This window comes from Erythrobacter sp. S267, assembly GCF_057365045.1.
In genome coordinates this window covers 833,350-860,159 of the sequence record NZ_CP200298.1, presented here as the reverse complement: position 1 = coordinate 860,159, position 26,810 = coordinate 833,350, and the positions used below count along the sequence as shown (strand labels likewise).

Below are 26,810 nucleotides of genomic sequence, written 5' to 3'. Positions count from 1 at the left end.
TTCTTACCAACGGTAATGCGAGAACGCGCGGTTCGCATCCGCCATGCGGTGCGTATCTTCACGCTTCTTCACAGCGTTGCCACGGTTGTTCGCGGCATCCATCAGCTCACCGGAGAGACGCGCGCTCATCGTGGTTTCCGGACGCGAGCGAGCCGCACCGATCAACCAGCGAATAGCCAGCGCCTGAGCACGCTCGGGGCGAACCTCAACCGGCACCTGATAGGTCGCACCACCCACACGGCGGCTGCGGACCTCGACCTGAGGCTTCACATTGTTGAGCGCATCGTGGAACAGCTGCACCGGATCAGCTTTGGCCTTCGCCTCAACCGCATCAAGAGCCGTGTACACGATCCCCTCAGCAACGGCCTTCTTACCGTCGAGCATGAGGTTGTTCATGAATTTGGACAGAACCTGATCACCAAACTTGGGATCGGGAAGAATAACCCGCTTTTCGGGCCTACGACGACGTGACATGTTTGTGTCTCCTGTCAGCCTTTCCTTAACTCGTCATCCCGGCGAAGGCCGGGATCCATCTCTGGGAGCAAGGTCGGCAAAAAAATCTTACTGGTTTACAATCCAGCAACCTCGGCGCGGGGGATGGATCCTGAACCGCGCTCGCTTGAAAGCGAGCTTTTCAGGATGACCTGTCCCCCGGACAGGTCACTTAGGCCGCTTCGCACCATACTTAGAGCGCGACTGCTTGCGGTCCTTCACACCTTGCGTGTCGAGCACGCCGCGCAGGACGTGGTAGCGGACCCCTGGAAGGTCACGAACACGGCCGCCGCGGATCAGGACAACCGAGTGCTCTTGCAGGTTGTGGCCTTCGCCCGGAATGTAGGAGATGACCTCACGCTGGTTCGTCAGGCGCACCTTGGCAACCTTACGCAGAGCGGAGTTCGGCTTCTTCGGCGTCGTAGTATAGACGCGGGTGCAAACACCACGCTTCTGCGGGTTCTGCTCCATCGCAGGGACCTTGGACTTGGCCTTCTGCGGAGTGCGGCCCTTGCGGACCAGCTGGTTGATAGTAGGCATATAAATATACTCGCTTCGCTCGTTAGCGACCCTTCCGGGCGCGTCACTTTTTCGCTCATCCGGGCGGGAAACCGGTTCCCACTTTCCCTGATGAGCTCAAACCGGTTCCCACTTTTGCTGAAGGGATCGCGGCGCAATGCCGAGGGCCATCCAGCTTGGTGCAAACCAAACGTATTTGGCGTCCTTGGTCTCGGCGAGTGGGGAGAAACAGTATCGTGCGAAGCGCCGAGCGCCGCTCTTGCAACGCGGGCCGGAAATGCACGAGCCTGAAACGCTCCACCCGACAAATGGCCAAAGCCGCCGGATTACTCTGCCAGGTGCTTACCTCTTAAACCGTCATCCCGGACTTGATCCGGGATCCAGCTTCTTAAAGAAAGCGAGCCTGCCATTGTTCAGCTCAAATCTATGCGCTGGAAGGGAGAACCCCACCAACAGAAGGCGCGCCATTAGCGCCGGTGAGGGGTGGGGTCAAGGGATTAGACGCTGCTCTTGGCAATCGCCTTATCAATCTTTTGTTGCAAAGGGCGAACTTCGTTCCAAGCAAGTATCTCGAGAGCTACATAAAGGAAGACATACCAACCGATTGACGTCCCGATAACCAACCATGCGAAAATGGGTGGCGCCTCGGAGTCAACATGGAATGCGGCCACTAGGAGAAGCGCGAGATTCAAGAACCCTCCAACTATAGACCAACCAATCGAAAATCTGATCGGCCAAGCGAGATCCCGCTCCAAAAGCTGACGTTCACCGCTCAATCCGTGAAGCTCCCGGACACGAACTATCGCCTTTGAATGTTCAACTCCCTCCGACATACCGATTTCCGCCGTAAGTTTTCTGTCCATATCGCGTAATCGTAGATCGACTGGTACACGAAAAAAACTTAAGCCTATTCCTACTCCGACCCCAAGCTCGAGAAGGCTTGAAAAGTCGCCAAAATTAGCCATAGAAAACCTCGTGACTGTAGAAACAAACCCGAAAATTTTGAAAAGTGTTCGCGAACAGAGAGCACTGTCTCTTATCGACGTCGCTAGTCATACACATATCTCTGCTCGCCGGTTGCGTGATTTTGAGGCCGGCATAAGCTATCCTTCATTTAAACAAACAAGTCGACTTGCTCAGACCTATGGCGTCCCCGCCTACATGCTTTCTGGGAGCTCAATCCCAAATGTTCCTCCTCCTCCGAAGGATTTCAGGAACCGGCATCCAAGAATGGCTAAGTTATCGCCAAAAGGATATAGAGCAATTCTCTTCTCTGAAACCCTTTCGGAGTTTGCCGCTGAATTCCTTGGCAGTTTTTCGGGCAGTTTTTTAACCATCGAATCCTCTCGTTATAGAGGCGTAGCTGGCTTAGATGCAGCCGAAGACCTCAGAGGCGAATTCGAAGAATGGTATCAATCAAGAGAGAAACAACTAAATCTTGCGGGATCGAGAACCACAAAGTTCTACTCTGCCCTCAAATTATTTATCGAGTGTCATGGTCGAATTGTTAGGTCTGGAGAGGCACCGGCTGAGGACTACAAAGGTTTTTATTTCTCGCCGTCTAATTCCTTCCCGAATATTTTCGTAAATCGTTCTGTGTTCTCCAAGCGAGCGCAGCTGTTCACTCTTGCTCACGAGTATGCGCATGCACTCCTCGGCGAGGAAGGCGTATCTGACCCTTTCCAGCATCAGAACCAGATCGAGACTAAGTGCAACAAGTTTGCGGCGAGATTTCTTGCGCCGAGTAGGGAAGTGGAGGAGCTTCTCAAGAAGGCTGGGCGTGCTGAAATCTCGGAGCCTCTTACCCTAGCAAATTTTCTTTCGAGAAAGACCTTACTTAGCAATTCTGCCGCTGCGATACGCTTGAAAGAACTGGACTACATCACTGAAAGCCAGCTGAAAAAGACACTCACTAAGCTGAGGTCTTCTTATAAATTCGAGAAAGATGAAGAGCGGAAGGCGGAGAACATCTCGTATGGGGTGCCGCACGCCAAGAGAATAGGTGAGATTGGCACGCTTACGGCTTACGCAGCAAGCCGAGCTATATCAGCTCGGGAAATTGACAGTAGTGACGTCTTCAAAACTATACGTTTAGCCCTCAAACAACAGGACAAAGCGTTCACTCTTGCAGAAAAACGGATAGCGGCTGCGTTGAGCTGAGACCCGATGCCGCTTCCGCAAACCTTGGGATGGTTGATAGACTATCGGACCGCGGCTCCAGCGTACGAGTCACAAAATAACGCGGCTATCTCCCTCTTCACGAGGATGTGTGAAAAAAAGACGCTCTACTTTTGTCATACGGAAGAAGAGCTTTTCAAGAGTCATCCGCTTCTCCGCGATCCGTTTACTAAGGCCCAGAGTTGTCTCTTCGAGCCCGAGCAGGGCAACGTGTTCGCCCGATGCAGAAGCATCGTGAATGCTCCCTTTTGTCCGCCTTTGAGGAAGCATGATCAAACGACCGTCTTCATGGCGGCGATCGCGATCGAGCAATCCTTCGGTGTCATCTCAGACGCGCGATCTTCAAGATTTGCAACGATTCATGATGTGGGCGCGCATGTACCGTTCCCAACAATGACCGCCAATGCATTCTTGGCAGCGGTCGGTTTAGCTTAGCATTTTCCTACACGCCAAAAATCTGCTTAATCCCCCAGTCCTTCGCTCAACCCCCACAGCAAAAGGACCACCCCATGCCCGAATACCGCAACACGCCCGAGTTTCGCTCTCCCACCCACGATCCCATGCAGCGGCCGCTTCAGGGGCGGGATTACAATCCGCTTGATCCTGATGATGCAGCCCATGCCGCTTCGTGGCTTGCGCATGTGGAGGCGGGGCGGATTGGGAACAATCCTCCGACCCCTCCCAGCGTAGCCGCCAACCGCGCGCGCAATGAGGCGGTGTTGCGGGGGTTCTTTTGTCGGTAAAACCGAGCCACCCCCTCTCAATTTCGTCATTGCGAGCCGCAGGCGTGGCAATCCAGCTCCCGACAGTTCGCCTAGGCGCGAGGTCAGAAGCTGGATCGCCACGGCGCCTTCGGCATCTCGCGATGACGATGGACGAGAGGATAGCGTTTGGCGCTGAGTCTTTTGTTATCGCCCTCAAGCGCCGGCGGGGCCATCCGGCCCCCCCTTAGGCTATCCTCCGGGGGCCCGACCCCTGCGGGGCCACCCCTCCGGGCGGGCGGTCGCCCTTGCGGCGCTGCGCGCCGTGCTCCGCGATTACGTTGCCACCTTGCGCCTAGCCTCTGGGTGCCACGCCTCTACCTCGCGCCCAGCCGCTTGGTGCCAACCGCTCGGGTATCGCTGGTCGCGAGCCGACCAGGCGAGCCAGCGCGCGACCGCGCGCCGCCGCTTATGCGGCGAAGCCAAGGCGGGCGGATGCCCGCCGCCCGGCGTCTGAGGGCGCCAATCAAAGGAATCTCTATGACCTCCCTCCCCACCCGCAAGACGCCTCGTCAGGCGACCTCCGCCCTCGCCTACACGCCCTCGCCGCTGGAGCCTGACGATCCGCTGCTGGCCTTCGACCCCGTGCCGCATGTCGCGCCGCGCTCGAACTCCATCACACCTGATCTCCAGCGCCGCTTCATCGCGCATCTCGCCGCGACGGGCATCGTGCAGGCGGCGGCGCGGCATATCGGGAAGAGCATCGAGGCGCTCTACAAGCTGCGGCAGCGTCCGGGCGCGGAAGGGTTTCGGGCCGCGTGGGAGGAGGCGGTGGATCGCGGGGTCTCTCGGGTGGAGGATGCGGCGCTCACCCGCGCGATTGAGGGCGAGGAGCGGATGGTGGTCTCCGCCGGCAAGGTCGTGGGGACCGAGGTGCGGCATAATGAGACGCTGGTGATGTTCTTCCTGAGGAACCGGCGGGCGCAGCGCTATGATGCGAACACGCAGTTGCTCAGCGACATCGGTCCCGGCCATCCGGTTTATGAGCGGGTGAAGGCCGACTACGAGGAAGAGCAGCGCCAGCGCGCCACCGACCCCGATCAGATCCGCAAGGTCCACGCCTCAATCAACAGCAAGATGCGCGAATGGCGCAAGGAGCTTGAGGCCAAATGGGAAGCGGAACGGGAGGAGGAGCGAGAGGCAACCAAGCCAGAGGACTAGCGCCAGAACGGTTCGCAACGCGAACCGCGAGGCCACGCGGCCGAGCCGCAGGTGCCCCGCAGAGGAGCGGAGGGAACAGCACCGAGGAGTTCGCCCGGATGGGCGAACACAACCAAAAACTATGCCCCTGCCCACTCCCCCTTGAGCAACCCGTAGAGATAGACATCGCACACCCCGATATGGGTCACGTCATGCTCGCGCAGGTGTGCCTCGCGGGTGAAGCCGAGGGCCTCTAGCAGCGCGACGGATGCGGTGTTGCGGGGGTCGACTTCGGCGGTGAGCTTGCGGGCGCCTCCCTCCCCTTCCGGCAGAGCGAACAGATGCGCGATCAGGGCCTTGGCGCATTCCCGCGCGACGCCTTGGCGCTGGCGGTCCATGCAGGTGATGTAGCCGATTTCCTCGACGCCAGGAGCGTGGCCCGGCACCGCGACCAGCCGCGCGGCGACCGCTCCGCCCGCGTCCTCAGCGATCCAAGTCCGTCCGTTCCAATCCGGATCGGCGAGCCAGCCCCACAGCTCCTCCTCACTGCCGAACACGTCGCGGGTGAGGTAGCGGCATTGCGCGCTGTCCGAGAATGTCGGGAACAGCGCCGCGGCGTCAGAGCGCTGCAAAGGGCGCAGGGTAAAACGCTGCGTCTGAAGGGTGGCGACTGTCATGGCGCAGACTTATCTACGATTTGGGCCCCCGCGTGCAAGCCAGTCCGCTCTGGCCAAACCGGGCCGGACGTTAGAAAAGCCACTCCCATGACTGAACCCGATCACACCAAGACCGTCCTGTTCGATATTGACGGCACTCTGGCCGATATTGAGCATCGCAGGCCCTTCCTCGACGAAGACCCTCCCAACTGGAAAGCCTTCAACGCGGAAATGGGAGACGACACGCCCAACCCGCCCATCGTCGCCTTGTACAAAACGCTGTGGGATACGCCCGGATACGAAGTGATCCTTGTCACCGGTCGAAGCGAGCCTTCGCGCGCCATTACGGAGCGCTGGCTGACCTGGAACGAAATCCCCTTCGACCGGATCCTGATGCGCCGCGAGAAGGATTCGCGCGCCGATCACATCATCAAGGAGGAAATCCTCGATAAGCTATTGGCGGAGGGTAAGCGCATCCTCTTCACCGTCGATGATCGCCAGCAAGTCGTCGATATGTGGCGGCGCCGAGGCATCACCTGCCTGCAATGCGATGTCGGGGATTTCTGAGGCCGATTTCGAGGGACTCATTGCAGCGGATAATGACCTTTCTTGGGGGTGGGAGCGGACGGTCGAGCCTTAAAGCGTTTTGCAATGCGCTATATCTTCGAGCACGTGCTCGAAGATGACATAGTACTCGTTGTCGAACTGCGCGAACACCTCGTCCAGCGAGCGTCCGCCAAGGAAAAGGGGCCAAGGCGAGTTCCGGATCCTAAGTCTGTGGTGCCGTGAAATGCGGCGTATTCCTGTTAGGTAAGGCGACCCAGGTCAAATCCGACAAAGCGCCAGGTGTCTTTCGCGCCGTTCCTTTATTCCAGTGAAGGCGAATTGGGAACGATCTGCCGGCTGTCCGTGTCGTATGACCACCCTTCGACGAATGCGCGATCGAGCGCGGATTGCAGCTGCGACCCCGCGCGTGAGCGCAGGAGGTCTTCGGGGGTTCGATCGAGTTCTTCAAGGATCTCACTGTAGTCCGCGGTCATGCGCCTCAAACCCTCACCAACCAGGGGATCGCCGGACGCACGAGCGTCATTGATGTTCTCGATCACCTCGTTGATCCCCGCATCGCCTTCCCGACCGAATTCCTCCAATCGATCGAAGAGTCGTCTCTCGCGAATGGCATAATCTTCGGCCAGTTCCGGGGTCAGGTCGCTCGATCTTTGAAGCTCGCGAACCGCGGCATATTCCTGTTCCAGTCGCGAATAACGCAGCCGGTAGTTGCGCTCCAATTCCGCGCTCGCCGGATCGTCGGCAGGCAGGCTTTCGATGCGCGTCTTAAGGTCGCGCAGATTGGCAAGCTGTGTTTCTTCGTCCTCGCCCAAGTAAAGGCCTGGTACGAGCCCCTGCACGTCCTGTCTCACCGAGACAATTTCTAGAGATTGATCACCCGGCTGACCCACGTCGCTCGCTTGCGCGGTTCGGCGTATTGCAGCTCTGCGTTCAAGATCGATCAGAACTGTATCGGTCTTGATCAGGCATTCACTGCGGGTTTGTTGTTCTTCTGGCGGTGTCGGGGATGCAGCTTCCGATGCATATTCGTCATCGATGCGCCGCAGGATATCTCGCAACTCCTCGCCTTGCTCTCTGAGCGCGACACGCTGTTCAGGAACAGGCTCGAACATCAGGGCGAAAATGATCGAATCGAGCATCTCGCGCAGCGGGTAACGAACGGTGTTGAGTGACCGCCTTACTTCCTCGCTCTTTTCGCGTTCGATGTCGTCTTGCCAATCCTGCATCACCTCGGCGAGCGATTCGCGCGGAAGGTCGTCATCATAGCAAGGGTCCGGATTGAGGATCACCGGCGGCAGACTGTCTTCGGGTTCGAGGATTTCGCGCAGCATCGTCTCGCGGCTTGCTTGCGTGGGAACTTCCTGCGGCGGCGCCTCGGACTCCGGCCCGCACTCCTCGCCTGCTCGCGCGCCCGACGACTTCATGAAGTGCCCGCCACCTGCAAGGTGCGAGATCGCGGGCGGGGTCATGTAAAGGTGACCGTTTTGCGCGACGCCGATCGTGTCCGAGCGCCACTCGGACGCGTCGCCATCGACCTGCAGAAATTCGCCGTCGAACGACTGGAACCGGGTCGTACCGCCATCGCCGTAGAAATAGACCTCGTCGAAGCCGCGAAACACCACTTGGCCCTGTGTGTATCCGCTATCTTCCATGTCGGAATTGAGCTGCCCGATCCGTCCGACCGCGGTGCCGCCGCTGAGCGAAAAGACCAGCGTGCCGCCTGTCTGGACCTGTCTCTGGTAGGGGCTGTAGGAGGTCCACGTCCCAACTAGCCATCCGAGCTTAGCGCACCTGTCGTCATCGTCGAGGACAACCGGCTGCGCGCGGGCGGCTTGCGGCCCGCCGAGCGCTGCCACAGACCCCATTGCAAGTAATGCTGCGCTCGTAAAAACCCTCGCTGTCATGCGCGTCCTCCTCTTTATGGTGCGAGCAGTCCGCCAGACCGCGCGGTGCCGGTGCGCCCCTTAATCAGGCAGACTAAGGCATTGCGGGCCGCAAGCCAAATCGCACCCGGGCTGCAAAGCGCACGTACGAAAGCACGCATAGTGGGGGTAGTCGAGCAGGGTGATACCTCTTCGGCGGAAATCCTGGACTTAGACTGTCCGGTTCTCACGCCGTCGTGCAATTATCGCTCTTGGGTCGTAGGCAGAAGGTCCGCTTTCGTGGACGTATGGCGCGAAAGCGGTCACCGGCGAGAAACGCCAACAAGTCGTCGACGTGTGGCGACGCCGAGGCATCACCTGCCTGCAATGTGACGTCGGGGATTTCTGAGTTCTATTGCGGGGCCAAATGCGCGACCAGCGCCTTCACCTTCTTGCTACGCCATTGCGGCAGCGGAGCGACGAGCCAGTAGGCGCGCTTGCTCTCTTCGGGTTCGCCCAGTGCTTCCAGCCGTCCTGCTTCCAGCGCGCTCTCAACCAGCGCCAGTGGCAAGACCGTGCGGCCCATGCCTGCGAGCGCCGAGCTCATCGCCTGCCCCGCTGAGCTGGTCTTGACGCAGGCCTTCACGTCCTCGGGCAGGCCTGCTTCGGGCCAATCGATCCACGCATCGCGCGCATCTTTGGCCGCGACCATAACCTTCAATGCGGGCGCGAGTTGGATACCCTCCAACTCCCCCGGCCCGGCGATGAAACGGATCGCAAGGTCAAGGTTTGCCTCGGTAAAGTCAGAGCCTTCGTCAGGCGCGAGGATATATTGCACCCCCGGTGTCGTCGCCTGAAACGGTGCGAGCCGGGGCGCGAGCCATGCGGCGAAGAATTCGCGCGGGGCGGCAATTGTATAGCGGTCGGACGCTTGCCCTGCCTGCATCGCGGCGACGCTCTCCTCAAAGCGCAGGAAGCCTTCGCGCAAAGCATCAAGGCCCGCTTCGCCTTCTGGCGTCAGCTCCAACCCCTTGGACGTGCGGCGGAACAGGACAACGCCCAGATGATCCTCCAACGCGCGGATCTGCTGGCCCACGGCTGCCGGCGTCACCGCCAGCTCATCCGCTGCACGCGTAAACGACAGGTGCCGCGCCGCTGCGTCATAGACGCGCAGGGCATTCAAGGGGAGATGGGTCCGCTTCACGGGCAAGACGCCTAAGCCCGTGCGCGCAGCTCTGCAAGATAGAAGCGGTTGGCGCGCTGCAAGCTGTGCTCGCCCGCAACCCCGGCTTAACCATCTTTGGCCTTTGTGAAGGTTTTCCGGTTAGATACCGTCACCTTACGGACCCTCAGGGAGTTGGAGCCATGGAGCTCGTTTACGGATTTGCCCCGCTTGTGCTGCTGATTGTGGCCTGGCTGCTTATCAATGGCTTTGCCAAGTGGTGGGACAAGCGTTCCGCTGCGAAGGCAGAGGCCGAAGAGGAGTTTGAAGCCGAATACGCGGAAGAAGCGCAGGACGCTTTTGACGTGGAGGCAGAGCCTGCGAGCCGGATCGAAGCTGAAGAGGCTCCTGCCCCCGATCCCGAACCCGAACCGGTCCCAGCCGCTCCCGCAGAGCCGCGTTCGGCGAGCGAGCGCCTGCGCCGTTACAAGTCCGAAGGGACAGGGCAGGAAATGCCGCCACAGCAGGACCAAGACACATCACAGGCAGAGGATTTGGTGGCCGCTAACACAGCAGCGGAAACACCGCTTGAGACCGCTGAGCCACTCGAAGAAACCGATGATCTTTATAGTGAGCCGGAAGAGCCGCTCGATCACCCAGTAGAGGACGTTGCGCCGCCCGCTGTCGAGGCCCCTGTCCCTCAAGCTGAGCCTGCTGCATCGACCCACCCCAACGGCGAACCCGTCACCGCTATCCTGCGCCGTCAGGTTCCCGTGCGCGACGAGGAACCGCGTTCTTGGCTGGGCGGGCTGCCGATGATGCCCGAAGGCGTCGAGTGGCCGCGCGGTGTGAACAGTGAATATCCCGATCAGGGCGAAGTTCCCCACCACTTCCTCGCCCAGATTGCCTGCGAAGACCTGCCCGCTGACCTGTGGGGCGGAAAAGGCCCGCGCACCGGCTGGCTGCTGTTCTTTATCAATCCCAACAATTGCGGGGCGGATATCGAGGACGAGAAGCGGGTCATCTACACCACCGAATTGGGCGAGACCCGCGAGCCGCCCTTCGATATCGGCCCGGTCCATGATCGCGTCTATACGGGCGGCAGCTATAGCTGGCTCGACAAAGAGGATATCCCAGCCTTCTGGCGGCGCTGGCCGCTCGACATTGTCGAAATGCCCAACGAGCTAACCGTGCATGAGGGCGCTCACCACACTTACAAAAAGGCCAGCCCGGACAATTTCTCGGATATCCTCTACGCCGATGTGCCGCTCACTGATCCGCAATATGGCCCAGACTTCGAAGGCGAGCTTCCGGCGATCCGTCCGCTCACCTTTGGGCAAGCGCGGCAATCGGTGCAGGCGCTGGCGACGAAATTGCGGCGCGAGGAGCGAGCGCCAGTCGACGACAAAGCGCGCGAAATGCTGCTTGAAGATGGCGGTCACCGCAAATTGATGGTGAAACTGCACGAACGGCTCGAGCGGCTGGAAGCCATGGAGCCCGATCAGCGCAACGATAGCTATGAGGACAACCTCGCCTTCACGCAGAGCGCCATCACGCAATATGCCGAGAGCTCAGCCGAGCAGATCATCGCGGATACCGAGACCCGGTTCGAGCAATGGACGGCGTGGCGCGCAAAGCTCGCCAAGGGCTGCGACCAGATCGACACGATGCTGGGCAAGACTCCAGCGGATGAGCCTTTGTCACAGGATCACTGGCAACAGCTCTGCGATACCTTTGCAGGCAAGAGCTTCGACTATCTGGAACTGCGCCACAGCCGCTATGCCGAGGATGACTTCCCCGTCTTCCTCTCCAACCGCCGCGAAGTGATCACACTCCCCTCGCCCAAGGGCATCGAGCAGATCGCGACCGAATATTACCTCGATCCCGCCAAGCGCCACCTCCTGCCCGAAGGCTACGCGGCTTCCCGCGAGCTATCGTGGCGCAAGCTCGAAAACAACATGCCGCATCGCATGGGCGGCTATCATGACGGGGTGCAGAGCGACCCGATTGAAGACCCGAACCACAAGGAACTGCTCCTGATCCAAATCGCCAGCGACAACGCGATGGACTGGTGCTGGGGCGATGTGGGCGCGTATTATTTCTGGATCCGGCCTGAACACCTTGAGCAGCTCGACTTCAGCGGGGTCGACGTCCAGTTGGAGTGTGGCTGATGAGCCGCTTTGCGCTGGCTGATGAGACGGCGCTGGCGAAGTTTGAGGAGGGGGTTCGCGGGCTGGTCAAAGGCGGCCATGGTGCGCGGGCTTTCGCCGTCTGCGGGGAAGCAGCGGATGCGAATGGCTTTACAAAACTGGCAGCCCTGATCGCGCCTGACACTTTCGAACCTGGGATTGAAGGCTGGGACCATATTGCAGATGAGCTCGATCGAGCTTCGGAAGCGCTCCGGTCAGAGGCAACCTTCATGATCAGGCTTGTTTGCCGCAGCGCTCCGACTCCCGACCAAGACCAAGGCCTTTTGCTGCGCGAAATCAAAGACGGGCAGGAGTTTCCAACGGGAAGCGGGATCACGGACAATGCAAAACGCCCTGCGCGATTGACGGGTCTGGACCAGCTCTTTTCCAGAATCAGGCGGCCTTACGATCCACATCCAGCCTCCCTATCTCGGCGCGCCGAGGACGCGGTGGGTTTGTGGGCGATTGCGGCTTGTTTTGTCCAGATCCTAGTGCCTGCCGTGCGGGAAAACGCAACACGTCGTGGTTTGCAGGTTGCGCTATCGCCCCACACAACGAGGTTGTCGGAGGAACAGGGTTTCGTCGATCTGCTGCGGCCCGGCTTCGTCACCACAATCGAGCCGTCCGCCCCCTCAACAGCCCCCAATGCCGCCGCACAGATCGCGGCTGGGCGCAAGGCGCAGAACCTTGAGCGGTTCCAGCAGACCTGGGTCAAGCAAGTTGCGGAAATCCGGGAGATTCATCGCCTGTCGCTCTATTTCCCAATGCTCAAATTCGAAGGGCATGCGCGGATGAACGAGATGGTCAAATTGCAACTCCACACAATGTGCACCGCCGCCGGCCTCGACCCGGATGAGGTCATCCCGAAGACCATTCTCCACCATCACCTGACCGGCATTTTGCGGCAGGTGTTGGAGGCCAAGGGCGTGCCCGATATCGAAGACGCGATGGACCCGCACCATGTTGATGAGCTGCACGACCGCTGGGTCGCCACGGCAAAGGCGAAAGACTTCGATCTGGGCGTTGGGCTGTCGCTGTTCGCAATCGAGCTGGCCTGGTCGCTCAAATTCGGCGGGAAGACTTTCCGCAAGCGCTGGGTGAACGCGAAACCCTATGGCACAGAGTTCCGGATCGAGCCTCGCTAGGCCCTACTGCACTAAGCGGCGATTACTTGTTGACTTCGCCCTGCGCCTTTTCCGGCGCGGCCAGCGGGAAGAAGGGAATGCGCACTTCCATCGGGCTGCTATCGGCCTTGGTAAAGACGTAGAAGCCCTCCATCGAGCCATGCGGCGTCGTCAGCGGGCAGCCGGAGACGTAATCGTGGCTTGCACCCGGCTCAAGCAGAGGCTGTTCGCCCACCACGCCTTCGCCATCCACATGGTTCACAGCGCCGCGCGCATCGGTAATCCGCCAGTGGCGTGACTTGAGGCGAATAGGCTCATTCGATCCATTTTCGATGCGAATGTGGTAGACCCAGAACCACTTCCCCGCTTCAGGGTGAGACTGTTCGGGAAGGTATGTGACATTCACCCGGACGACGACGCCGTCGGTGGTCGCTGCGTGCTGAAAAAGACCTTTCATGTCTTCGAAGGTAGCGAAGTGTGGTCCGCGTGCAAGTGCGCCGGTGAATAAATATCTGGGCAGGCAGGTCCACGTTGCACACCGCGCAACAGGCTCCGCGTCCAGCTCACTAAGTGCATCACGATCTCGCCCTTTCCGCTGCGCCCACCCAGAGTGAAGCAGACGAAGTGAAAGAGACCGTTACTGGAGCCATAGGCACTCGGGCTGTTGCGCAATGGCAATGAAGTCAAGAAGTGTCAGCCCGGTTAGGTCAGAGCTTCGCTTGGAGCTGACCTTTGTGCCTGCCTGCGCACATCCTGCGCACATCCTGCGCACATCCTGCGCACGGGGGGGTCTACTTCTCAACCCGATTTGATGCGTTCTCTAGCGATGTGAGGGAAAAGGAGGGAATGCGCACTTCAACCGGGGTATTGTCCACCTTCGTGAAAACATAAAACCCTTCCATCGAACCTGTAGGCGTCGCCAAAGGACAGCCCGAGACATAATCATGGCTCTGACCAGGCGCGAGCAGCGGTTGCTCTCCCAGCACGCCGTCGCCATCGATGTGTTTGACCCCGCCGCGCTCATCAACGATCCGCCAATGACGGGACTGCAAACGCAGATGCTCGTCAGAGTTGTTCTCAATGCGAATGTGATAGGTCCAAAACCACTTGCCTGACTGCGGTTGCGATTCCTCAGCCAGATACGTCACATTGACGCGTACAGTGACCCCATTGGTCGTCGCGGCGAGATGATAAAGGCTTTCCATGAAAGTTATAATGGGCGGTTTCTGGATCGCGTTCCAGACCCCGGCCCAGCTGGCATCCGGCACCGCCAACACGCCGTACGACGCGCAAAATCCCCCTGGCCGAACGGCAAATTTTTAAAGGCCCGATTTCAGCAGTTTAGGCGCCGGCTGGGAGGCGAAAACGGGACTGAGAATGGCTCCGTGAACTGAACTCCGCCGGGTGGCCTACGCCATTCGGCGGATCAGTGAAACTGCCAGAAATTGCCAAAAAGTTGACGGTGAATAAGTATTCGCACCAAATTCTGTGGAGCCTGTCACAACCCTTTGGTAAAAAACTCAGCCGGCTTGAAACTATACTTCATGCCGATCTTGCTGGATTTCTGAACCAGCCGGCCAACCTCACGCGCATGGTCAAATATTGGCCTGATCTGTGCGCGGCGCACAAAATTTAGAGAGCGCTATAGGCTAGTTAACCGCTGCCGGTGCGTCAGCCGTCTCATCCAGCGCCGCTTCATCCGCCGCCTCTGACGGAAGCTCCAACGGCGTAAAGCGCCCCGCCTCGCGCGGGTCTTCGGGTGGAACCCAATTCCCCTCAGCGTCGAGCTGATCTGCCGGATTATGCTCAGCGAGAAACGCATCGAGCGCGTCGTACCAGATCTTCTCATCCCTCGGCTTGCCAAAGGAGTGGCCCGAACCATGCACGATGAGAGCCGTGGGCGGCATAGGCGCGTCCTTGGCTTCCTCAAGCATCTTCACAAATTGCGAGAACGGCACGACGACATCGCGCGTCCCGTGCGCCAGCAGCACCGGACGATTGAGCCGCTCTGCCTGGCGCGCAGGCGAGACATCGCGCAGGTTGAAGTAGTCATCACCCTCGATCTGTTGACGCCAGCGCCTTCGCCCTTCGCGGCTCAGGAACTTGCGGTCATACCGGCGCATGGCAACCAGATCGGTCACCCCCGCCCAGCTCGCCGCGCAGACATAGCGCTCCGGATTGCGCAGCACCGCCCAAAGCGCTGCATATCCGCCATAGGAGCCGCCTACGACGCAGACGCGCGATGGGGAGGCTATGCCCTGCGCCACCGCCCAATCCATCGCATCGTCAAGATCGTCTTGCATGGCGCGGCCAACCTCGCCCTCGCCCAGCTCGTAGAAATCGTCGCCATAGCCACTAGAGCCGCGAAAGTTAGGTTGCAAAACTGCATAGCCGCGATTGGCCAGCAACTGCACTTCGTCATTGTAGACCAGCTTATCGCGAACATTGAACGGGCCTCCATGGGGCATGACGATAAGTGGGAGGTTGCGCGGCTCTCGCCCGCGTGGAAGTGTGAGATAGGCGGAGATGACCAACCCGTCTCGCGCCCGGTAGCGTATTGGCAATGGCCGCACGAGCTGCGTGAAGTCGATATCGGGGCGAGAATTGCTGAGTAAATCCAATCTGCGCTCTTGTGGGAAAAAGAGATATATTGCCCCAGGGTCAGCCTCGCTCCCTCCCCATATCAGCATCGTCTCATTGTTCCGCGATCGCGAGACAATTCGCAGGTCCTGCAGGCCCACCGCTTTGCCCAAATCGCGGTAGAGTGTTCGCATTTCGTCATCGAACCATTCAATCTGATCGCGATCGTCGGTGTAAAGGGCTGCAAGCGGACTGCCGTCGCGTTTGACCCACAGCTCGGTTACGTCCCAGTCCGGATTTTCGTAAAAGGTCGCAATCGTCTCGCCTGTGCTGTAATCGAAACGCCGCACGCCTACCCGTCCTGCTTCATTTTCCTCAAGGACGAAGCCTTCATCGGAACCCGACACGATCCTAGCCACATTCCAAGAACGCGTCCGCTCGTCATCGGCACGCAGTTTGTCGACCAATTCAAAGTCTTCATCTGCGTTCCTGCGGTAGTAAATTCGGAGCCGTTTGTTGCGCCAACCCATCCCAAGCCGCACGACGCCTGCATCATCGGCATACCAAGTCCAGACGCCTCTTCGCTGCCGGACAATTCGTTCCCGCTCAGCACCCGGCTCAAGGTTATAGCGATACACCGAAGGCGCGCTGCGGATGGAGCGTTGCTGCGAGACCAATGCAAAGGAGCCATCCTCAGCTAAATGGACCAAATCACCGCCAAAAAGCAGACTTTCAGGCGTTTCGAGCATCCAGGACTCGCCTGTCACAATGTTGCGTGCAAACAGACGGTTCACACGGCCTAACACACCGAAGTAAATCCCCGGCATTGAGACCGAGATTATCAACTTGTCATTGCCTGCCCAGACAAACCAGTCGAGTCGTTGGTGAGAGGCGATGTTGTAAGCATGGAGCGACCGCTGTGTCTGCGTGTCCATCACGATCAGATTGGTATCGCCATCCCAAACCTGCTCGACCGCAAGGTGAACCCCGTCTGGTGAGACTGCGAAATTACGCAGAGCGCTGCGAGATGCGAAGCGTGCTGTGGGGATTAGCCTCGGGCGCGCGGGCTCAACTTTGATCGCCAGATCGGAAAGCCGCGTTACCTCGGGATCGAACGCCGCCACTCCGTTGTGGTCGATTTGATGCGACTGCTCGCTCGCCTCCTGCCCCAAAACCGGAGTGGCGAGCCATAGCAGTGCCGCTGACGCCCATCGGCGAAACTTCATATTGCGAACCCTGTTCCCCGTTAAACGAGCAACGGTCAGCCTATGAATTCATTGGCAAAAGGCAAGAGGGGAGAGCGCCCGCATTCACCCCTTTGCCAGCTCTTCCTCGATCTGTGCGAGGCGCTCTTTGCCAAAGAACATCTCTTGCTCGCCATCCTTAGGCCCGGTGAAGATCGTCGGGATGCCGAAGGCGCCGCGATCAACGGCGGCTTGCGTGTTGGCGACGAGGCCTTGTTTGACTTCATCGGTCTGGATGCGCGCGGCCATGTCGGACGTGTCAAAGCCAGCCTCACCCAGTGTGGCCATCACGGCCTCTGGGCTGGTCGCATCCACGCCCTCTTCCCACACCGCTTTCAGCATTGTCTCGACAAATTGCACCCCGCGACCATCCTGATCGGCGGCGTAGCAAAGACGCTGGATCATGATCGAGTTGAACGGGAAATTCGCCGCCATCTTGAACTTGGAAAGCTCATGCTTGGCGATGTAGCGGTTCATCTCCAGCATCGCATATTGGTTTTTCCCCTTCACCTCTGCATCGCGGATGAAGGGCGGCGCGTTACCCGTCTGCTTGTGCATCCCTGCGAGGAAAACCGGCGTCACGTCCAGCTCTGCCCCGGTCCGCTTGATGATGTCGCGCAGCGGCCACCAGATCAAATAGGCGTTGGGGCTGACAATATCGAAGATCAGTTCGGCGCGTTTCGCCATGGCTTGTTCTCCCGGTCCGTGTATTGCCCGCATGGCTCGCACGGGTGGCAACGCTTGGCAAGTCTGTTTTGTAGACTTTCCTCCGCATCCCCCTCGCCAAGAGCGTGGTTAAGTTTGCATTAGCTCCGTTCCGAGGCCCTTTGTTAGGGGCACGTCAGCTATCCCGGCACAGTCGCTGGAGACAGTGACACGGCGAAGACCACACGAAACCGTCGTTCCAGCCATACGCCTATGGAACCAAGCTTCACAGGCATGTGGATGTGCTTAGAAGCCGGGGTGGTGCGTTACGCGCACTGCTCCGGCTTTTGCATTTACCATGCAGGTTTTTTGGTGCGTTCAGATAGGCCGACCTCTGATCGCTGGAAATCCGCCCCTTCCCACCTACATCTAAGACCTTCCGTGAGGGTCAGGACCTAGTAAACCCACCTTTGAGGTTTGAAGCAAAATGGTCCAGCACGAGGAGCAAAGGCGCAGAAATACCGGCGGTCTTTCAAGCCTTCGCGACGCTGTGATGGGCCATTTTGGTCAAATCCTTTCAGGACGACGGAATGACTTCCATCTCGAACAAAAGCCGCGCTTTGAAAGGCAGAAAGCCTTCCCGGCGCGCGTTTCTGCCCGATATATTCGTCATTCCGGCGCCTCAATGGTGGGTTTACTTGGGCCTGACCCTAAGTCGAGGGTCTTGCGCCTTTTGGCCATCTCCCATACCAGCGGCCTCACATGCGCAGCGCCCACCATTGGACGGTCAGGATCAGCGCTGCGCCCTCACAATTTGACGCCCATTGCGGGCAGACGGAAATGGACGGGATTCCCATGAGCCTTTACGACGATTACCTCGCCGAGATCGAAACACGCAAAACGCAGGGGCTTTCGCCCAAGCCGATCGAAGACGGGGCGCTCGTCAAAGAGCTGATCTATCACATCGAAGAGGTCCGGCACCCGGCGCGCGCAGAACTCCCTCAAATTCTTCATTTACAACACGCTGCCCGGCACGACTAGCGCAGCGGGCGTGAAAGCGGCGTTCCTGAAGGAAATCATCCTCGGCAAGGCCAGCGTCGAGGAAATCACCCCGGACTTCGCGTTTGAACTGCTCTCCCACATGCGCGGCGGGCCTTCGGTTGAGGTGCTGCTCGACCTTGCTCTGGGAGCAGACCAAGCCATCGCGGCGCAGGCGGCAGGCGTCCTGAAAACGCAGGTCTTCCTCTACGACGCCGACACCGCACGCCTCGCCGAGGCGCACAAGGGCGGCAATGCGGTCGCCACCGACATTCTGGAGAGCTATGCCAAGGCCGAGTTCTTCACCCAGCTCCCCGACATCCCCGAGGAGATCAAGGTCGTCACCTACATCGCTGGCGAAGGCGATATTTCGACCGACTTGCTCTCACCGGGCAATCAAGCGCACTCACGCTCCGACCGCGAGTTGCACGGCCAGTGCATGATTACGCCGGCCGCTCAGGCAGAGATCACTGCGCTCAAGGAAAAGCACCCGGACGCCCGCGTCATGCTGATCGCGGAAAAAGGCACGATGGGCGTTGGCTCCTCGCGCATGTCGGGCGTCAACAATGTGGCACTGTGGGCGGGTAAGCCTGCGAGCCCCTACATCCCCTTCGTCAACGTCGCGCCGGTTGTGGCGGGCACGAACGGCATTTCGCCAATCTTCCTAACCACCGTCGGCGTGACCGGCGGGATCGGGCTAGACCTTAAAAACTGGGTCAAGAAGACCGACGAAAACGGCGAGATTGTGCGCGACGGCTATGGCGATCCGGTGCTGGAGCAGGCCTATTCGGTCGCAACCGGCACGGTGCTGACGATCAACACGAAGCTGAAGAAGCTCTACAATGGCGACGAAGAGCTCGCCGATGTGTCCTCCGCCTTCACCGCGCAAAAGGTCGAGTTCATGAAGGCAGGCGGTTCCTACGCCGTGGTCTTTGGCAAAAAGCTCCAGACCTTTGCGTGCGAGACGCTCGGACAAGAGCTGGTCTCCGCCTACGCCCCCAACCGCGAAATTTCGCACGAAGGCCAAGGAGTTACGGCTGTCGAGAAGATCTTCAACCGCAACGCTGTGGGCACTACGCCGGGTAAGACACTCCACGCAGGCTCTGACGTGCGGGTTGGCGTGAACATCGTCGGTTCGCAGGACACGACCGGCCTGATGACCTCTCAGGAACTCGAAGCGATGGCGGCGACCGTTATCTCGCCCACGGTGGACGGCGCTTATCAGTCGGGCTGCCACACAGCGTCGGTTTGGGACAAGAAGGCCCAGACCAACATTCCGAAGCTGATGAGCTTCATGAACAAATTCGGCCTCATCACCGCGCGTGACCCTGAGGGGAACTATCCGGCGATGACCGACGTGATCCACAAGGTGCTGAACGACCTGACCATCGACGACCGCGCGATCATCGTGGGCGGCGACAGCCACACGCGCATGTCGAAGGGCGTTGCGTTCGGCGCTGACTCTGGCACTGTCGCTCTGGCGCTGGCCACGGGCGAGGCGACCATGCCGATCCCTGAGAGCGTCAAGGTGACCTTCAAGGGCACGCTGAAAGACCACATGGACTTCCGCGATGTCGTCCACGCGACGCAAGCGCAGATGTTGAAAGCCCACGGCGACAACGTCTTCCAGGGCCGCGTGATCGAAGTTCACATCGGCACTCTGCTTGCCGACCAGGCCTTCACCTTCACCGACTGGACCGCCGAGATGAAGGCCAAGGCCTCGATCTGCATCTCCGAGGATGAGACGCTGATTGAATCGCTCGAAATCGCCAAGTCGCGCATCCAGATCATGATCGACAAGGGCATGGACAACGCCAAGGGCGTGCTCGCAGGCCTGATTGCCAAGGCGGACGCGCGGATCGCGGAAATCCGCTCGGGCGAAGTGCCTGCGCTGCGCCCTGATGCAAATGCGAAATACGCCGCAGAAGTCGTCGTCGACCTCGACCAGATCGTCGAGCCGATGATTGCTGACCCCGACGTCAACAACAACGACATTTCAAAGCGTTACACCCACGACACGATCCGTCCGATCTCATACTATGGCGGGAACAAGGAAGTGGACCTGGGCTTCATCGGATCGTGCATGGTGCATAAGGGCGACATGAAGATCCTGTCGCAAATGCTCCAGAACCTCGAAAAGCAGCACGGCAAGGTCGAGTTCAAGGCCCCGCTGGTTGTCGCCCCGCCAACCTACAACATCGTCGATGAGCTGAAGGCGGAAGGCGACTGGGACCTGCTCGCCAAATATGCAGGCTTCGAGTTTGACGACACGAACCCCAAAAACGCCGCGCGCACCGAATATGAGAACATGCTCTACCTTGAGCGCCCGGGCTGCAACCTGTGCATGGGCAACCAGGAAAAGGCCGCCAAGGGCGACACGGTGATGGCAACCTCGACGAGGCTTTTCCAAGGCCGCGTGGTCGAAGACGCCGACGACAAAAAGGGCGAGAGCCTGCTCTCATCCACCCCGGTCGTGGTGCTCTCGACAATCCTCGGCCGCACGCCGTCGCTCGAGGAATACACAGCGGCGGTGGAAGGCATCAAACTGACCGAATACGCCCCGCCGCTACAGGCAGCGTAAGGCGGGAGCGACGAAGCGAAATTTGGAGAGGCCGGGTGGTGACGCCCGGCCTTTTCGTTGGAGCCTAAATCCCAGCCGCCTTCAACGCGGCGTCCATGTCCTCGGTCAGGTCCTGGATGTCCTCCAAACCTACATTGATCCGCAAGAGGCCCTCGGTGACGCCCATTTCGGTGCGGGCTTCGTCGGAGAGGCCCGCGTGGGTTGTGCTCGCCGGGTGACACATCAGACTTCGGGAATCGCCGATATTGTTGGAGATGTCGATCAGCTCGAGCGCGTCGAGGATCGCGAAGGCTCGCTCGCGGGTTCCGACGTCGAAGGCGAAGATCGGACCCGTCGCCTCCATCTGCTTCTTGGCGAGTTCATAGCCCGGATCGCCCGGCAGGCCGGGGTGGCGCATGGCTCCGCCCGCTGCGGTCACGCGCGGCTCTAGGAATTCGCCGAGGGTCACAGCGCTGCGGCTTTGATGGTGCGCGCGCATGGAGAGGGTTTCGAGGCCCTTGAGCACCACCCATGCGTTAAACGGCGCGAGGTTTGGCCCGGTGTTGCGCTGGAAGGGGAGGAGTGTTTCCTCGATCCATTCTTCGCTCCCGCAAATGGCCCCGGCGAGGACCCTGCCCTGCCCGTCCATCAGCTTGGTCGCAGAATACGCCACCACGTCCGCGCCGAACTCCATCGGGCGTTGCAAGGCTGGCGAGGCGAAGGCGTTGTCGACCACAGTGGTGATCCCGCGCGACTTGGCGAGCCCGCAGACGAATTCGAGGTCCACCACATCGAGCGTCGGGTTGGCGGGGCTCTCGAAGAAGAAAACTCGCGTGTTGTCGCGGATCGCCGCTTCCCATTGCGCATTGTCGGCGCTGTCGATCACGGTGGTTGCGATCCCGAACTTGGGGAGCAGATTGTCGACCAGCCAGCGGCAAGATCCAAACGCGGCACGCGCGGCGACGACATGGTCTCCGGTCTCCAGCTGGCACAGAAGCGCGGCAGTCATCGCCGCCATGCCTGAGGCCTGAGCGCGGCAGGCGCCCGCCCCCTCCATCAGCGCGATCCGCTCCTCCAACATCGCCACCGTCGGGTTCTGGAGGCGCGAATAGGTCATGCCCTCGGCCTCGCCAGCAAAGCGGTCCGCAACCGTCTGCGCGTCATCATAGGTGTAGCCCGAGGTGAGGAAGAGCGCCTCGCTCGTCTCGCCATGTTCGGAGCGCCAAGTGCCGCCGCGCACCGCTTGTGTCGCAGGGCGCCATTTGCGCGTCGTGGCGCGGGTCTGTCCGGTGGTCTTCTTCATCGCCTGAGCCGCTTAGTCGCCCGAGAGGTCGCCCGCAAGATCACTGGCAAGAAGTCCTTCGCGCGCCGTCCTCGCATGGCCGACTGTGCCCAGCATCAAAGTGCCCTCCAGCAGCGTCAGCAAATAGCGCGCCCCGCCCACAGGATCAGGGTCGCCTTCAGGTATCTGGCTCTCAAGCCAGTCGAGCTGCTTGGCGATCATCGCCTCGGCTGCTTCTTTATAGCCCGGGATGCCGCGTGCGCTGCCCGCGACAATCTCCCACCAAAGCACCATGAAGGGCTGCATGTTTGCGCCTCGCCCCAGCGCGAGGATACGTGCAAAGCACTCCTGCCGGCTGGTCGGCCGCTCGTCCCCCAACGCCATTTCGAGCGCGGCGGAATAGACCCCCGCGATATACTCAAGCAGATCGGCGAGCAGCGCTTCCTTGTTGCCGAAGTGATAGATCAGCATCCGGTCCGAAGTCCCCGCCGCCTTGGCCAGCGGACGCAGGCTCGCCCCGCCCAGCCCATGCTCAAGCACATGGGCCGCCATCAGCGGGAGCAGCGTTTCCTTGGACATTTGGGGTTTTGTGGTTGCCATAATCAGGAGGGGTTGTAGCGTATGCTACATTAGTTTAGAAGCCCTTGTAGCGAGTGCTACACTTCGAGCCTTCTCTGGGAGAACCTCCGATGGATTATCTGCAAATTCTCTTCTTCATCATCCTTGGTGCCGCCGCGATTGCCGCCGCCTATATTCTGATTGCGAAGCCAACCGCCGGCAATGCGCTCGCCGCGGCGTCGCTTTCGGCTTTGTTTGCAGGATATACGGGCGTCCAGATCTGGCAGGAGGGTATCGTGATGTTCCTCACCAATCACTCCGCCAACCTGACCGGCATCCAGGTTTGGTGGGATCTGGTGATGTGCGTGATCGTCGCCTTCTTCTTCATCGCTCCGCGAGCCCGCGCTGTCGGCATGAACGTGCCGCTATGGGCGCTCTTCTGCGCCTCGACCGCCAGCATCGGCATCCTCGCCATGTGCGCGCGGCTGTTCTGGCTGGAGAATGCGGCGCAAGGTTCAAAGGACGCGGCATCCACGCCTGCCCAGCCCGCTGCTGACGCGGCGCCTGCTTAATCCCTCTTGCCCGGCACCGGGCGCGGGATTAACGCTCGCGCCCGATGTCTGAGGTCGCCTCCCCCGTCGAAACCGATTCTGCCGACGAGCTGCACGACGCGGTTTCGGCAAGCATGCCGCACCACCCTGCCGACCCATGGGCGTGGTGCCTTGCCGTCCCGCTGGTCTTTGCCGCGATCACGATGATCCGGCTGACCACGCCCTCCACCCCGTTCTTTGATGAAGTCCACTACCTGCCCGCCGCGCGCGAGCTGCTCAACGCATGGGCGGGCGTGGATGCGGAATACATCAACCGTGAGCATCCGCTGCTGGGCAAGACGCTGATCGCGCTGGGCATGCAGCTGTTCGGAGACACGCCGCTGGGCTGGCGGATCATGCCTTGGATCGCCGGAGTGGTCGCGGTAGGGGCCTCGATGCGCGCGCTGTGGCATGCGAGCCATGATCGGTTCGCAACTGTTGCCTTCGGGGTGTTGCTGGTGAGCGGCTTCCACCTCTTCATCCAGTCACGCATCGCGATGCTCGACATCTTCATGGTGTGCTTCCTCGCGCTCGCCGCCTGGCAATTCGCCGCTGCTATCCGCGAGCCGGAGACCGGGCGCTGGCGGCTGGCGCTCACAGGCATCGCCATTGGCTGCGCGCTTGGGGCCAAGTGGAACGCAGTGCCTTTGGCTTGTGTTTTCGGCCTCACCTTCTTCGCCGCGCGGCTGTCGGCGGGGCGGCAAAGGCTTCTCACCAGTCGGAGGGGCATTCCGGTGCCGGGGATCAGCCTGTTGGAGGCGTTTCTGTGGCTCGGCATCGTGCCGCTTGCCGTCTATGCCGCGACCTTTGCGCCGGGCTATTGGTTGGAAGGATATCTGCGCCCCTCCCCGCTTAGCACGAACGGCATTATCGGCCTGCATCAGGAGATACTCGCGCTCCAGCAACAGGTGCTCCAGCCCCACGCCTACCAGAGCAACTGGCCGCAATGGGTCACGAATACGCGCGGCATCTGGTATCTTTACGAACACACCGATGGAGCGCAGCGCGGCGTGCTGCTGATCGGCAATCCGCTGACGATGGTGCTGGGGCTGTTCGCGCTCTTATGGTGCCTGATCAACGGGTTGATGCGCAGCGATTGGGCGAAGATCGCGGTCGTGGTCGGCTACGGCGTGAGCCTTGGCCTATGGCTGATCGCGCCCAAGTCGGTGCAGTTCTACTATCACTATGTAACGCCCAGCCTGTTCCTGCTGGGAGCGCTCGCCCTCGCCCTGTCTGACCTGCGCCAAGCGGGGCGTGAGCGGATCGCATATGGCGTGCTGGTCGCCAGCGTAGCGTTCTTCGCGCTGTTCTTCCCGATCCTCTCAGCCGGCCCACTCGACGACGCAATGAGCTTCGCCGACTGGGCATGGATTGAGGGCTGGCGTTAGGGGATACCTTCGTCATTGCGAGCCGGAAGCGAAGCAATCCAGAGCGGATCGCGATACGCTCTGGATTGCCACGGCGACTGCGTCGCCTCGCAATGACGATGGATTAATACCTCCCCCACACAAAGCGGCTCGAAAGGGCGTAGTTCCACACCGAGCCAACCAGTATCCCCGCCAGCGCCGCGAGCGCCCAATAGAGGCCTTGCAGGTTGAGCAGGCTCGCCACGGCCACATTCGCGAAGGCTCCGACCGCGCAGGTGAGGCAAAAGCCGATCCAGCCGCGCAGCAGAGCGCCAGCTCCGGTCAGGCGTTTATCCCGATAGGTCAGCCAGTTGTTGAGGAGGAAGTTGAAGCTCATCGCCACCAGCACGGCGGCGAGCTGCGCTTGCCAGAATTTGCCGATCCCGCCCATGAAGGCAGCGCCCAGCACCGCATAGTGGACCACCACTCCGGCGGCTCCGACTGTCCCGAACAGCGCAAACCGCGTCGGGATCACGCGGCCCAGCGTCTTGTCATAGAGCCCGGCGAGGAAATCGAAGGCGATGGCACGGTCCAATTTGCTCTCCCCCTCGCGGCGCTTGGCGAAGTTTAGGGGGAATTCCTTCACCCGCATGGTCTCCTCAGAGGTCGCGAGCAGGTCGAGCAATATCTTGAACCCGATCCCCGACAGGCGCGGCACCAGCGCGCGTGCCGTGGCGGAGGGGAGCATGAAATAGCCGCTCATTGGGTCGGTCAGCTCCACGCCGGTCAGCTTGCGGGCGAGTGCGTTGGCGAAGTCGGAGAGCTTCTCGCGCTCCGGCTCTGCCCAATCGACGGTACTCGCCCCTTCAGCAAAACGGCTGGCGACGCAAATGTCGGCTTCTCCGCTCCGCAAGGCCTCGCGCATTCCGGCGAGCAAGGCTGGATCGTGTTGGTGGTCAGCGTCCATCACGGCGACATATGTGGCAGCTGTCGCACAGAAGCCTTCGATGGCGGCGCTGGCGAGGCCCCGCCTGCCGATCCGCTGGATAACCCGCACCCGGCGGTCGGAGTGGGCAAGATCGCGCGCTTCGTCAGCCGTGCCATCCGCGCTGTTGTCATCGACGATCAGGACTTCCCATCCGTCGTTTCCGAGCGCCCCCTCGATCCGCTCCACCAAAGGCGCAAGATTGCCGCGCTCGTTCAGCGTCGGAAGGATGATCGCCAGATCAAGGGTCATGGCGGGTTTTGCTCCTAGAGCCGTTCCAGCACAGCAGCACCAATCGCCTCAGTTCCGTGCTCTCCGCCGAGGTCTCGTCCGAGGAATCCATCTGCGAGAGCCTTCTCCGCCGCCGCTTCGATCCGCGCGGCCTCTGCCTCCAGCCCAAAGGAGTGGCGCAGCATCATCGCCGCCGACAGGATCGTCGCCATCGGATTGGCGCTGCCCTGTCCGGCAATGTCCGGCGCGCTGCCGTGGATGGGTTCGTAAAGACCAAAGATGCCATGCTCGGTCCGGCGGTCGCCCATAGAGGCGCTCGCAAGCAGGCCGATCGAGCCCACGGCCGCGCTGGCAAGGTCGGACAGGATATCGCCGAACAGATTGCCGGTCAGGATCACGCCAAAGCCGCCCGGATTGGAGATGATCTGCATCGCGGCGTTGTCGACATACATATGGCTAAGCTCAATATCAGGATGCGCGCTCGCCGCGTCCGTCACCGTGTCGCGCCAGACCTGCGAGGTTTCCAGCACATTGGCCTTGTCGACGGAGGTGACGCGGTGCTTGTCCCCGCCAGCGCGCGCGGTGCGGAAAGCGACCTGCGCAATGCGGCGCACCTCGGTTTCGCAGTAAGACATCATGTCCCAGCCTTCGCGGCTGCCATCATTCGCTACCCGCTCGCCTTTGTCGCCGAAATAGACGTCACCCGTCAGCTCCCGCACGATCATCATGTCGAGTTGGCTCGCGATTTCGGGTTGCAGGGGGGAGAGATGCTCCAGCCCCTTGAACACCTTTGCCGGGCGCAGATTGGCGAAGAGGTCCAGCTCCTTGCGCAGGCCAAGGATGGCTTGCTCGGGGCGCAAATGGCGATCCAGCTTGTCGCATGTCGGATCGCCTACCGCTCCGAACAGGACCGCATCGCAGCCACGCGCAATGTCGAGCGTTTCGGGAGGCAGCGGATGGCCGTGGCGGTGGTACGCGGCTCCGCCCACATCGGCATCAAACAGGGTCAGGCCCGGCAGGTCGAGCGCCTTGATGACCTTCACCGCTTGCAATGTGACTTCTGGTCCGATCCCATCTCCGGGCAGAATGGCAATTTTCATG

26 protein-coding genes and 1 pseudogene are annotated in these 26,810 nt (G+C 60.4%); 12 read left to right on the top strand and 15 right to left on the bottom strand.

Annotated elements, in window-relative coordinates; translation table 11 throughout:
- Nucleotides 1-3: 3 nt before the first annotated feature.
- From rpsG to AC0V6X_RS03865, 3 genes are all read right to left on the bottom strand, one after another.
- Complete coding sequence (gene rpsG, locus AC0V6X_RS03875; protein ID WP_486183277.1) at nt 4-474, bottom strand: 30S ribosomal protein S7; 471 nt, start codon at nt 472-474, stop codon at nt 4-6.
- A 186-nt stretch (nt 475-660) separates the two neighbouring features.
- The gene (gene rpsL / locus AC0V6X_RS03870) at nt 661-1,032 is read right to left on the bottom strand and encodes a 30S ribosomal protein S12 (protein ID WP_007164630.1); all 372 of its coding nucleotides are present in this window, start codon (nt 1,030-1,032) and stop codon (nt 661-663) included.
- A 476-nt stretch (nt 1,033-1,508) separates the two neighbouring features.
- Nucleotides 1,509-1,976: a hypothetical protein gene (locus tag AC0V6X_RS03865; RefSeq protein WP_486183276.1), complete on the bottom strand. Its 468-nt coding sequence runs from the start codon at nt 1,974-1,976 to the stop codon at nt 1,509-1,511.
- Between the two features lie 10 nt (nt 1,977-1,986).
- On the opposite strand from AC0V6X_RS03865, the gene AC0V6X_RS03860 reads away from it, so the two are divergent.
- Complete coding sequence (locus AC0V6X_RS03860; RefSeq protein ID WP_486183275.1) at nt 1,987-3,171, top strand: XRE family transcriptional regulator; 1,185 nt, start codon at nt 1,987-1,989, stop codon at nt 3,169-3,171.
- Nucleotides 3,172-3,240: 69 nt separating this feature from the next.
- Here AC0V6X_RS03860 and AC0V6X_RS03855 read toward each other — a convergent pair whose 3' ends face one another.
- Nucleotides 3,241-3,501 (bottom strand): hypothetical protein, encoded by a 261-nt coding sequence (locus AC0V6X_RS03855; protein ID WP_486183274.1) that lies wholly within the window; start codon nt 3,499-3,501, stop codon nt 3,241-3,243.
- Between the two features lie 197 nt (nt 3,502-3,698).
- Between AC0V6X_RS03855 and AC0V6X_RS03850 the strand changes: the two genes are divergently transcribed.
- Together AC0V6X_RS03850 and AC0V6X_RS03845 are read left to right on the top strand one after the other, a co-directional pair.
- Nucleotides 3,699-3,932, top strand: a complete 234-nt coding sequence (locus tag AC0V6X_RS03850; RefSeq protein WP_486183273.1) for a hypothetical protein — start codon at nt 3,699-3,701, stop codon at nt 3,930-3,932.
- Nucleotides 3,933-4,430: 498 nt separating this feature from the next.
- Nucleotides 4,431-5,111: a hypothetical protein gene (locus tag AC0V6X_RS03845; RefSeq protein WP_486183272.1), complete on the top strand. Its 681-nt coding sequence runs from the start codon at nt 4,431-4,433 to the stop codon at nt 5,109-5,111.
- Between the two features lie 119 nt (nt 5,112-5,230).
- On the opposite strand, the gene AC0V6X_RS03840 is transcribed toward AC0V6X_RS03845, so the two are convergent.
- On the bottom strand, nt 5,231-5,767 hold the full coding sequence (locus AC0V6X_RS03840; protein ID WP_486183271.1) for a GNAT family N-acetyltransferase: 537 nt from the start codon (nt 5,765-5,767) through the stop codon (nt 5,231-5,233).
- Nucleotides 5,768-5,854: 87 nt separating this feature from the next.
- Here AC0V6X_RS03840 and AC0V6X_RS03835 point away from each other — a divergent pair, with 87 nt between their 5' ends.
- Nucleotides 5,855-6,313 carry a phosphatase domain-containing protein gene (locus AC0V6X_RS03835; protein WP_486183270.1) on the top strand — a complete coding sequence of 153 codons (459 nt, stop codon included), beginning with the start codon at nt 5,855-5,857 and terminating at the stop codon, nt 6,311-6,313.
- 299 nt (nt 6,314-6,612) lie between these two features.
- Here AC0V6X_RS03835 and AC0V6X_RS03830 read toward each other — a convergent pair whose 3' ends face one another.
- Complete coding sequence (locus AC0V6X_RS03830; protein WP_486183269.1) at nt 6,613-8,217, bottom strand: hypothetical protein; 1,605 nt, start codon at nt 8,215-8,217, stop codon at nt 6,613-6,615.
- 298 nt (nt 8,218-8,515) lie between these two features.
- On the opposite strand from AC0V6X_RS03830, the pseudogene AC0V6X_RS03825 reads away from it, so the two are divergent.
- A pseudogene (locus AC0V6X_RS03825) lies at nt 8,516-8,584 on the top strand (phosphatase domain-containing protein); the annotation flags it as partial.
- Nucleotides 8,585-8,587: 3 nt separating this feature from the next.
- Here the strand turns inward: AC0V6X_RS03825 and AC0V6X_RS03820 are convergent.
- Nucleotides 8,588-9,379 (bottom strand): LysR family transcriptional regulator, encoded by a 792-nt coding sequence (locus AC0V6X_RS03820; RefSeq protein WP_486183268.1) that lies wholly within the window; start codon nt 9,377-9,379, stop codon nt 8,588-8,590.
- A gap of 161 nt (nt 9,380-9,540) precedes the next feature.
- Here AC0V6X_RS03820 and AC0V6X_RS03815 point away from each other — a divergent pair, with 161 nt between their 5' ends.
- Together AC0V6X_RS03815 and AC0V6X_RS03810 are read left to right on the top strand one after the other, a co-directional pair.
- A complete protein-coding gene (locus tag AC0V6X_RS03815; RefSeq protein ID WP_486183267.1) occupies nt 9,541-11,508 on the top strand; it encodes a DUF1963 domain-containing protein in 1,968 nt (655 codons plus the stop codon).
- Nucleotides 11,508-12,671: a hypothetical protein gene (locus AC0V6X_RS03810; protein ID WP_486183266.1), complete on the top strand. Its 1,164-nt coding sequence runs from the start codon at nt 11,508-11,510 to the stop codon at nt 12,669-12,671. Before AC0V6X_RS03815 ends, AC0V6X_RS03810 begins: the two co-directional genes overlap by 1 nt.
- 22 nt (nt 12,672-12,693) lie before the next feature.
- On the opposite strand, the gene apaG (AC0V6X_RS03805) is transcribed toward AC0V6X_RS03810, so the two are convergent.
- Nucleotides 12,694-13,107: a Co2+/Mg2+ efflux protein ApaG gene (apaG, locus tag AC0V6X_RS03805; protein ID WP_486183265.1), complete on the bottom strand. Its 414-nt coding sequence runs from the start codon at nt 13,105-13,107 to the stop codon at nt 12,694-12,696.
- Between the two features lie 334 nt (nt 13,108-13,441).
- Nucleotides 13,442-13,855, bottom strand: a complete 414-nt coding sequence (apaG, locus tag AC0V6X_RS03800) for a Co2+/Mg2+ efflux protein ApaG (protein WP_486183264.1) — start codon at nt 13,853-13,855, stop codon at nt 13,442-13,444.
- 224 nt (nt 13,856-14,079) lie between these two features.
- Here apaG (AC0V6X_RS03800) and AC0V6X_RS03795 point away from each other — a divergent pair, with 224 nt between their 5' ends.
- On the top strand, nt 14,080-14,286 hold the full coding sequence (locus AC0V6X_RS03795) for a hypothetical protein (RefSeq protein ID WP_486183263.1): 207 nt from the start codon (nt 14,080-14,082) through the stop codon (nt 14,284-14,286).
- Nucleotides 14,287-14,299: 13 nt separating this feature from the next.
- On the opposite strand, the gene AC0V6X_RS03790 is transcribed toward AC0V6X_RS03795, so the two are convergent.
- Together AC0V6X_RS03790 and AC0V6X_RS03785 are read right to left on the bottom strand one after the other, a co-directional pair.
- Complete coding sequence (locus tag AC0V6X_RS03790) at nt 14,300-16,456, bottom strand: alpha/beta hydrolase family protein (RefSeq protein ID WP_486183262.1); 2,157 nt, start codon at nt 16,454-16,456, stop codon at nt 14,300-14,302.
- A gap of 84 nt (nt 16,457-16,540) precedes the next feature.
- A complete protein-coding gene (locus AC0V6X_RS03785; protein ID WP_486183261.1) occupies nt 16,541-17,161 on the bottom strand; it encodes a DsbA family protein in 621 nt (206 codons plus the stop codon).
- Between the two features lie 813 nt (nt 17,162-17,974).
- Here AC0V6X_RS03785 and AC0V6X_RS03780 point away from each other — a divergent pair.
- On the top strand, nt 17,975-18,160 hold the full coding sequence (locus AC0V6X_RS03780; protein WP_486183260.1) for a hypothetical protein: 186 nt from the start codon (nt 17,975-17,977) through the stop codon (nt 18,158-18,160).
- Nucleotides 18,078-20,738 carry a bifunctional aconitate hydratase 2/2-methylisocitrate dehydratase gene (locus tag AC0V6X_RS03775; RefSeq protein WP_486185508.1) on the top strand — a complete coding sequence of 887 codons (2,661 nt, stop codon included), beginning with the start codon at nt 18,078-18,080 and terminating at the stop codon, nt 20,736-20,738. The genes AC0V6X_RS03780 and AC0V6X_RS03775 overlap by 83 nt, the downstream gene beginning before the upstream one ends.
- A 64-nt stretch (nt 20,739-20,802) precedes the next feature.
- Here the strand turns inward: AC0V6X_RS03775 and AC0V6X_RS03770 are convergent, their stop codons facing one another.
- Together AC0V6X_RS03770 and AC0V6X_RS03765 are read right to left on the bottom strand one after the other, a co-directional pair.
- Nucleotides 20,803-22,020, bottom strand: a complete 1,218-nt coding sequence (locus AC0V6X_RS03770) for a trans-sulfuration enzyme family protein (protein ID WP_486183259.1) — start codon at nt 22,018-22,020, stop codon at nt 20,803-20,805.
- Nucleotides 22,021-22,032: 12 nt separating this feature from the next.
- Entirely contained in the window at nt 22,033-22,578 is a 546-nt protein-coding gene (locus AC0V6X_RS03765; protein WP_486183258.1) for a TetR/AcrR family transcriptional regulator, read from the bottom strand.
- Between the two features lie 110 nt (nt 22,579-22,688).
- Between AC0V6X_RS03765 and AC0V6X_RS03760 the strand changes: the two genes are divergently transcribed.
- Nucleotides 22,689-23,129: a hypothetical protein gene (locus tag AC0V6X_RS03760; RefSeq protein WP_486183257.1), complete on the top strand. Its 441-nt coding sequence runs from the start codon at nt 22,689-22,691 to the stop codon at nt 23,127-23,129.
- 44 nt (nt 23,130-23,173) lie between these two features.
- Nucleotides 23,174-24,535: a phospholipid carrier-dependent glycosyltransferase gene (locus AC0V6X_RS03755; RefSeq protein WP_486183256.1), complete on the top strand. Its 1,362-nt coding sequence runs from the start codon at nt 23,174-23,176 to the stop codon at nt 24,533-24,535.
- A 103-nt stretch (nt 24,536-24,638) separates the two neighbouring features.
- Here the strand turns inward: AC0V6X_RS03755 and AC0V6X_RS03750 are convergent, their stop codons facing one another.
- The gene (locus AC0V6X_RS03750) at nt 24,639-25,730 is read right to left on the bottom strand and encodes a glycosyltransferase (RefSeq protein ID WP_486183255.1); all 1,092 of its coding nucleotides are present in this window, start codon (nt 25,728-25,730) and stop codon (nt 24,639-24,641) included.
- Nucleotides 25,731-25,744: 14 nt separating this feature from the next.
- Nucleotides 25,745-26,809: a 3-isopropylmalate dehydrogenase gene (gene leuB / locus AC0V6X_RS03745; protein WP_486183254.1), complete on the bottom strand. Its 1,065-nt coding sequence runs from the start codon at nt 26,807-26,809 to the stop codon at nt 25,745-25,747.
- Nucleotide 26,810 lies beyond the last annotated feature (1 nt).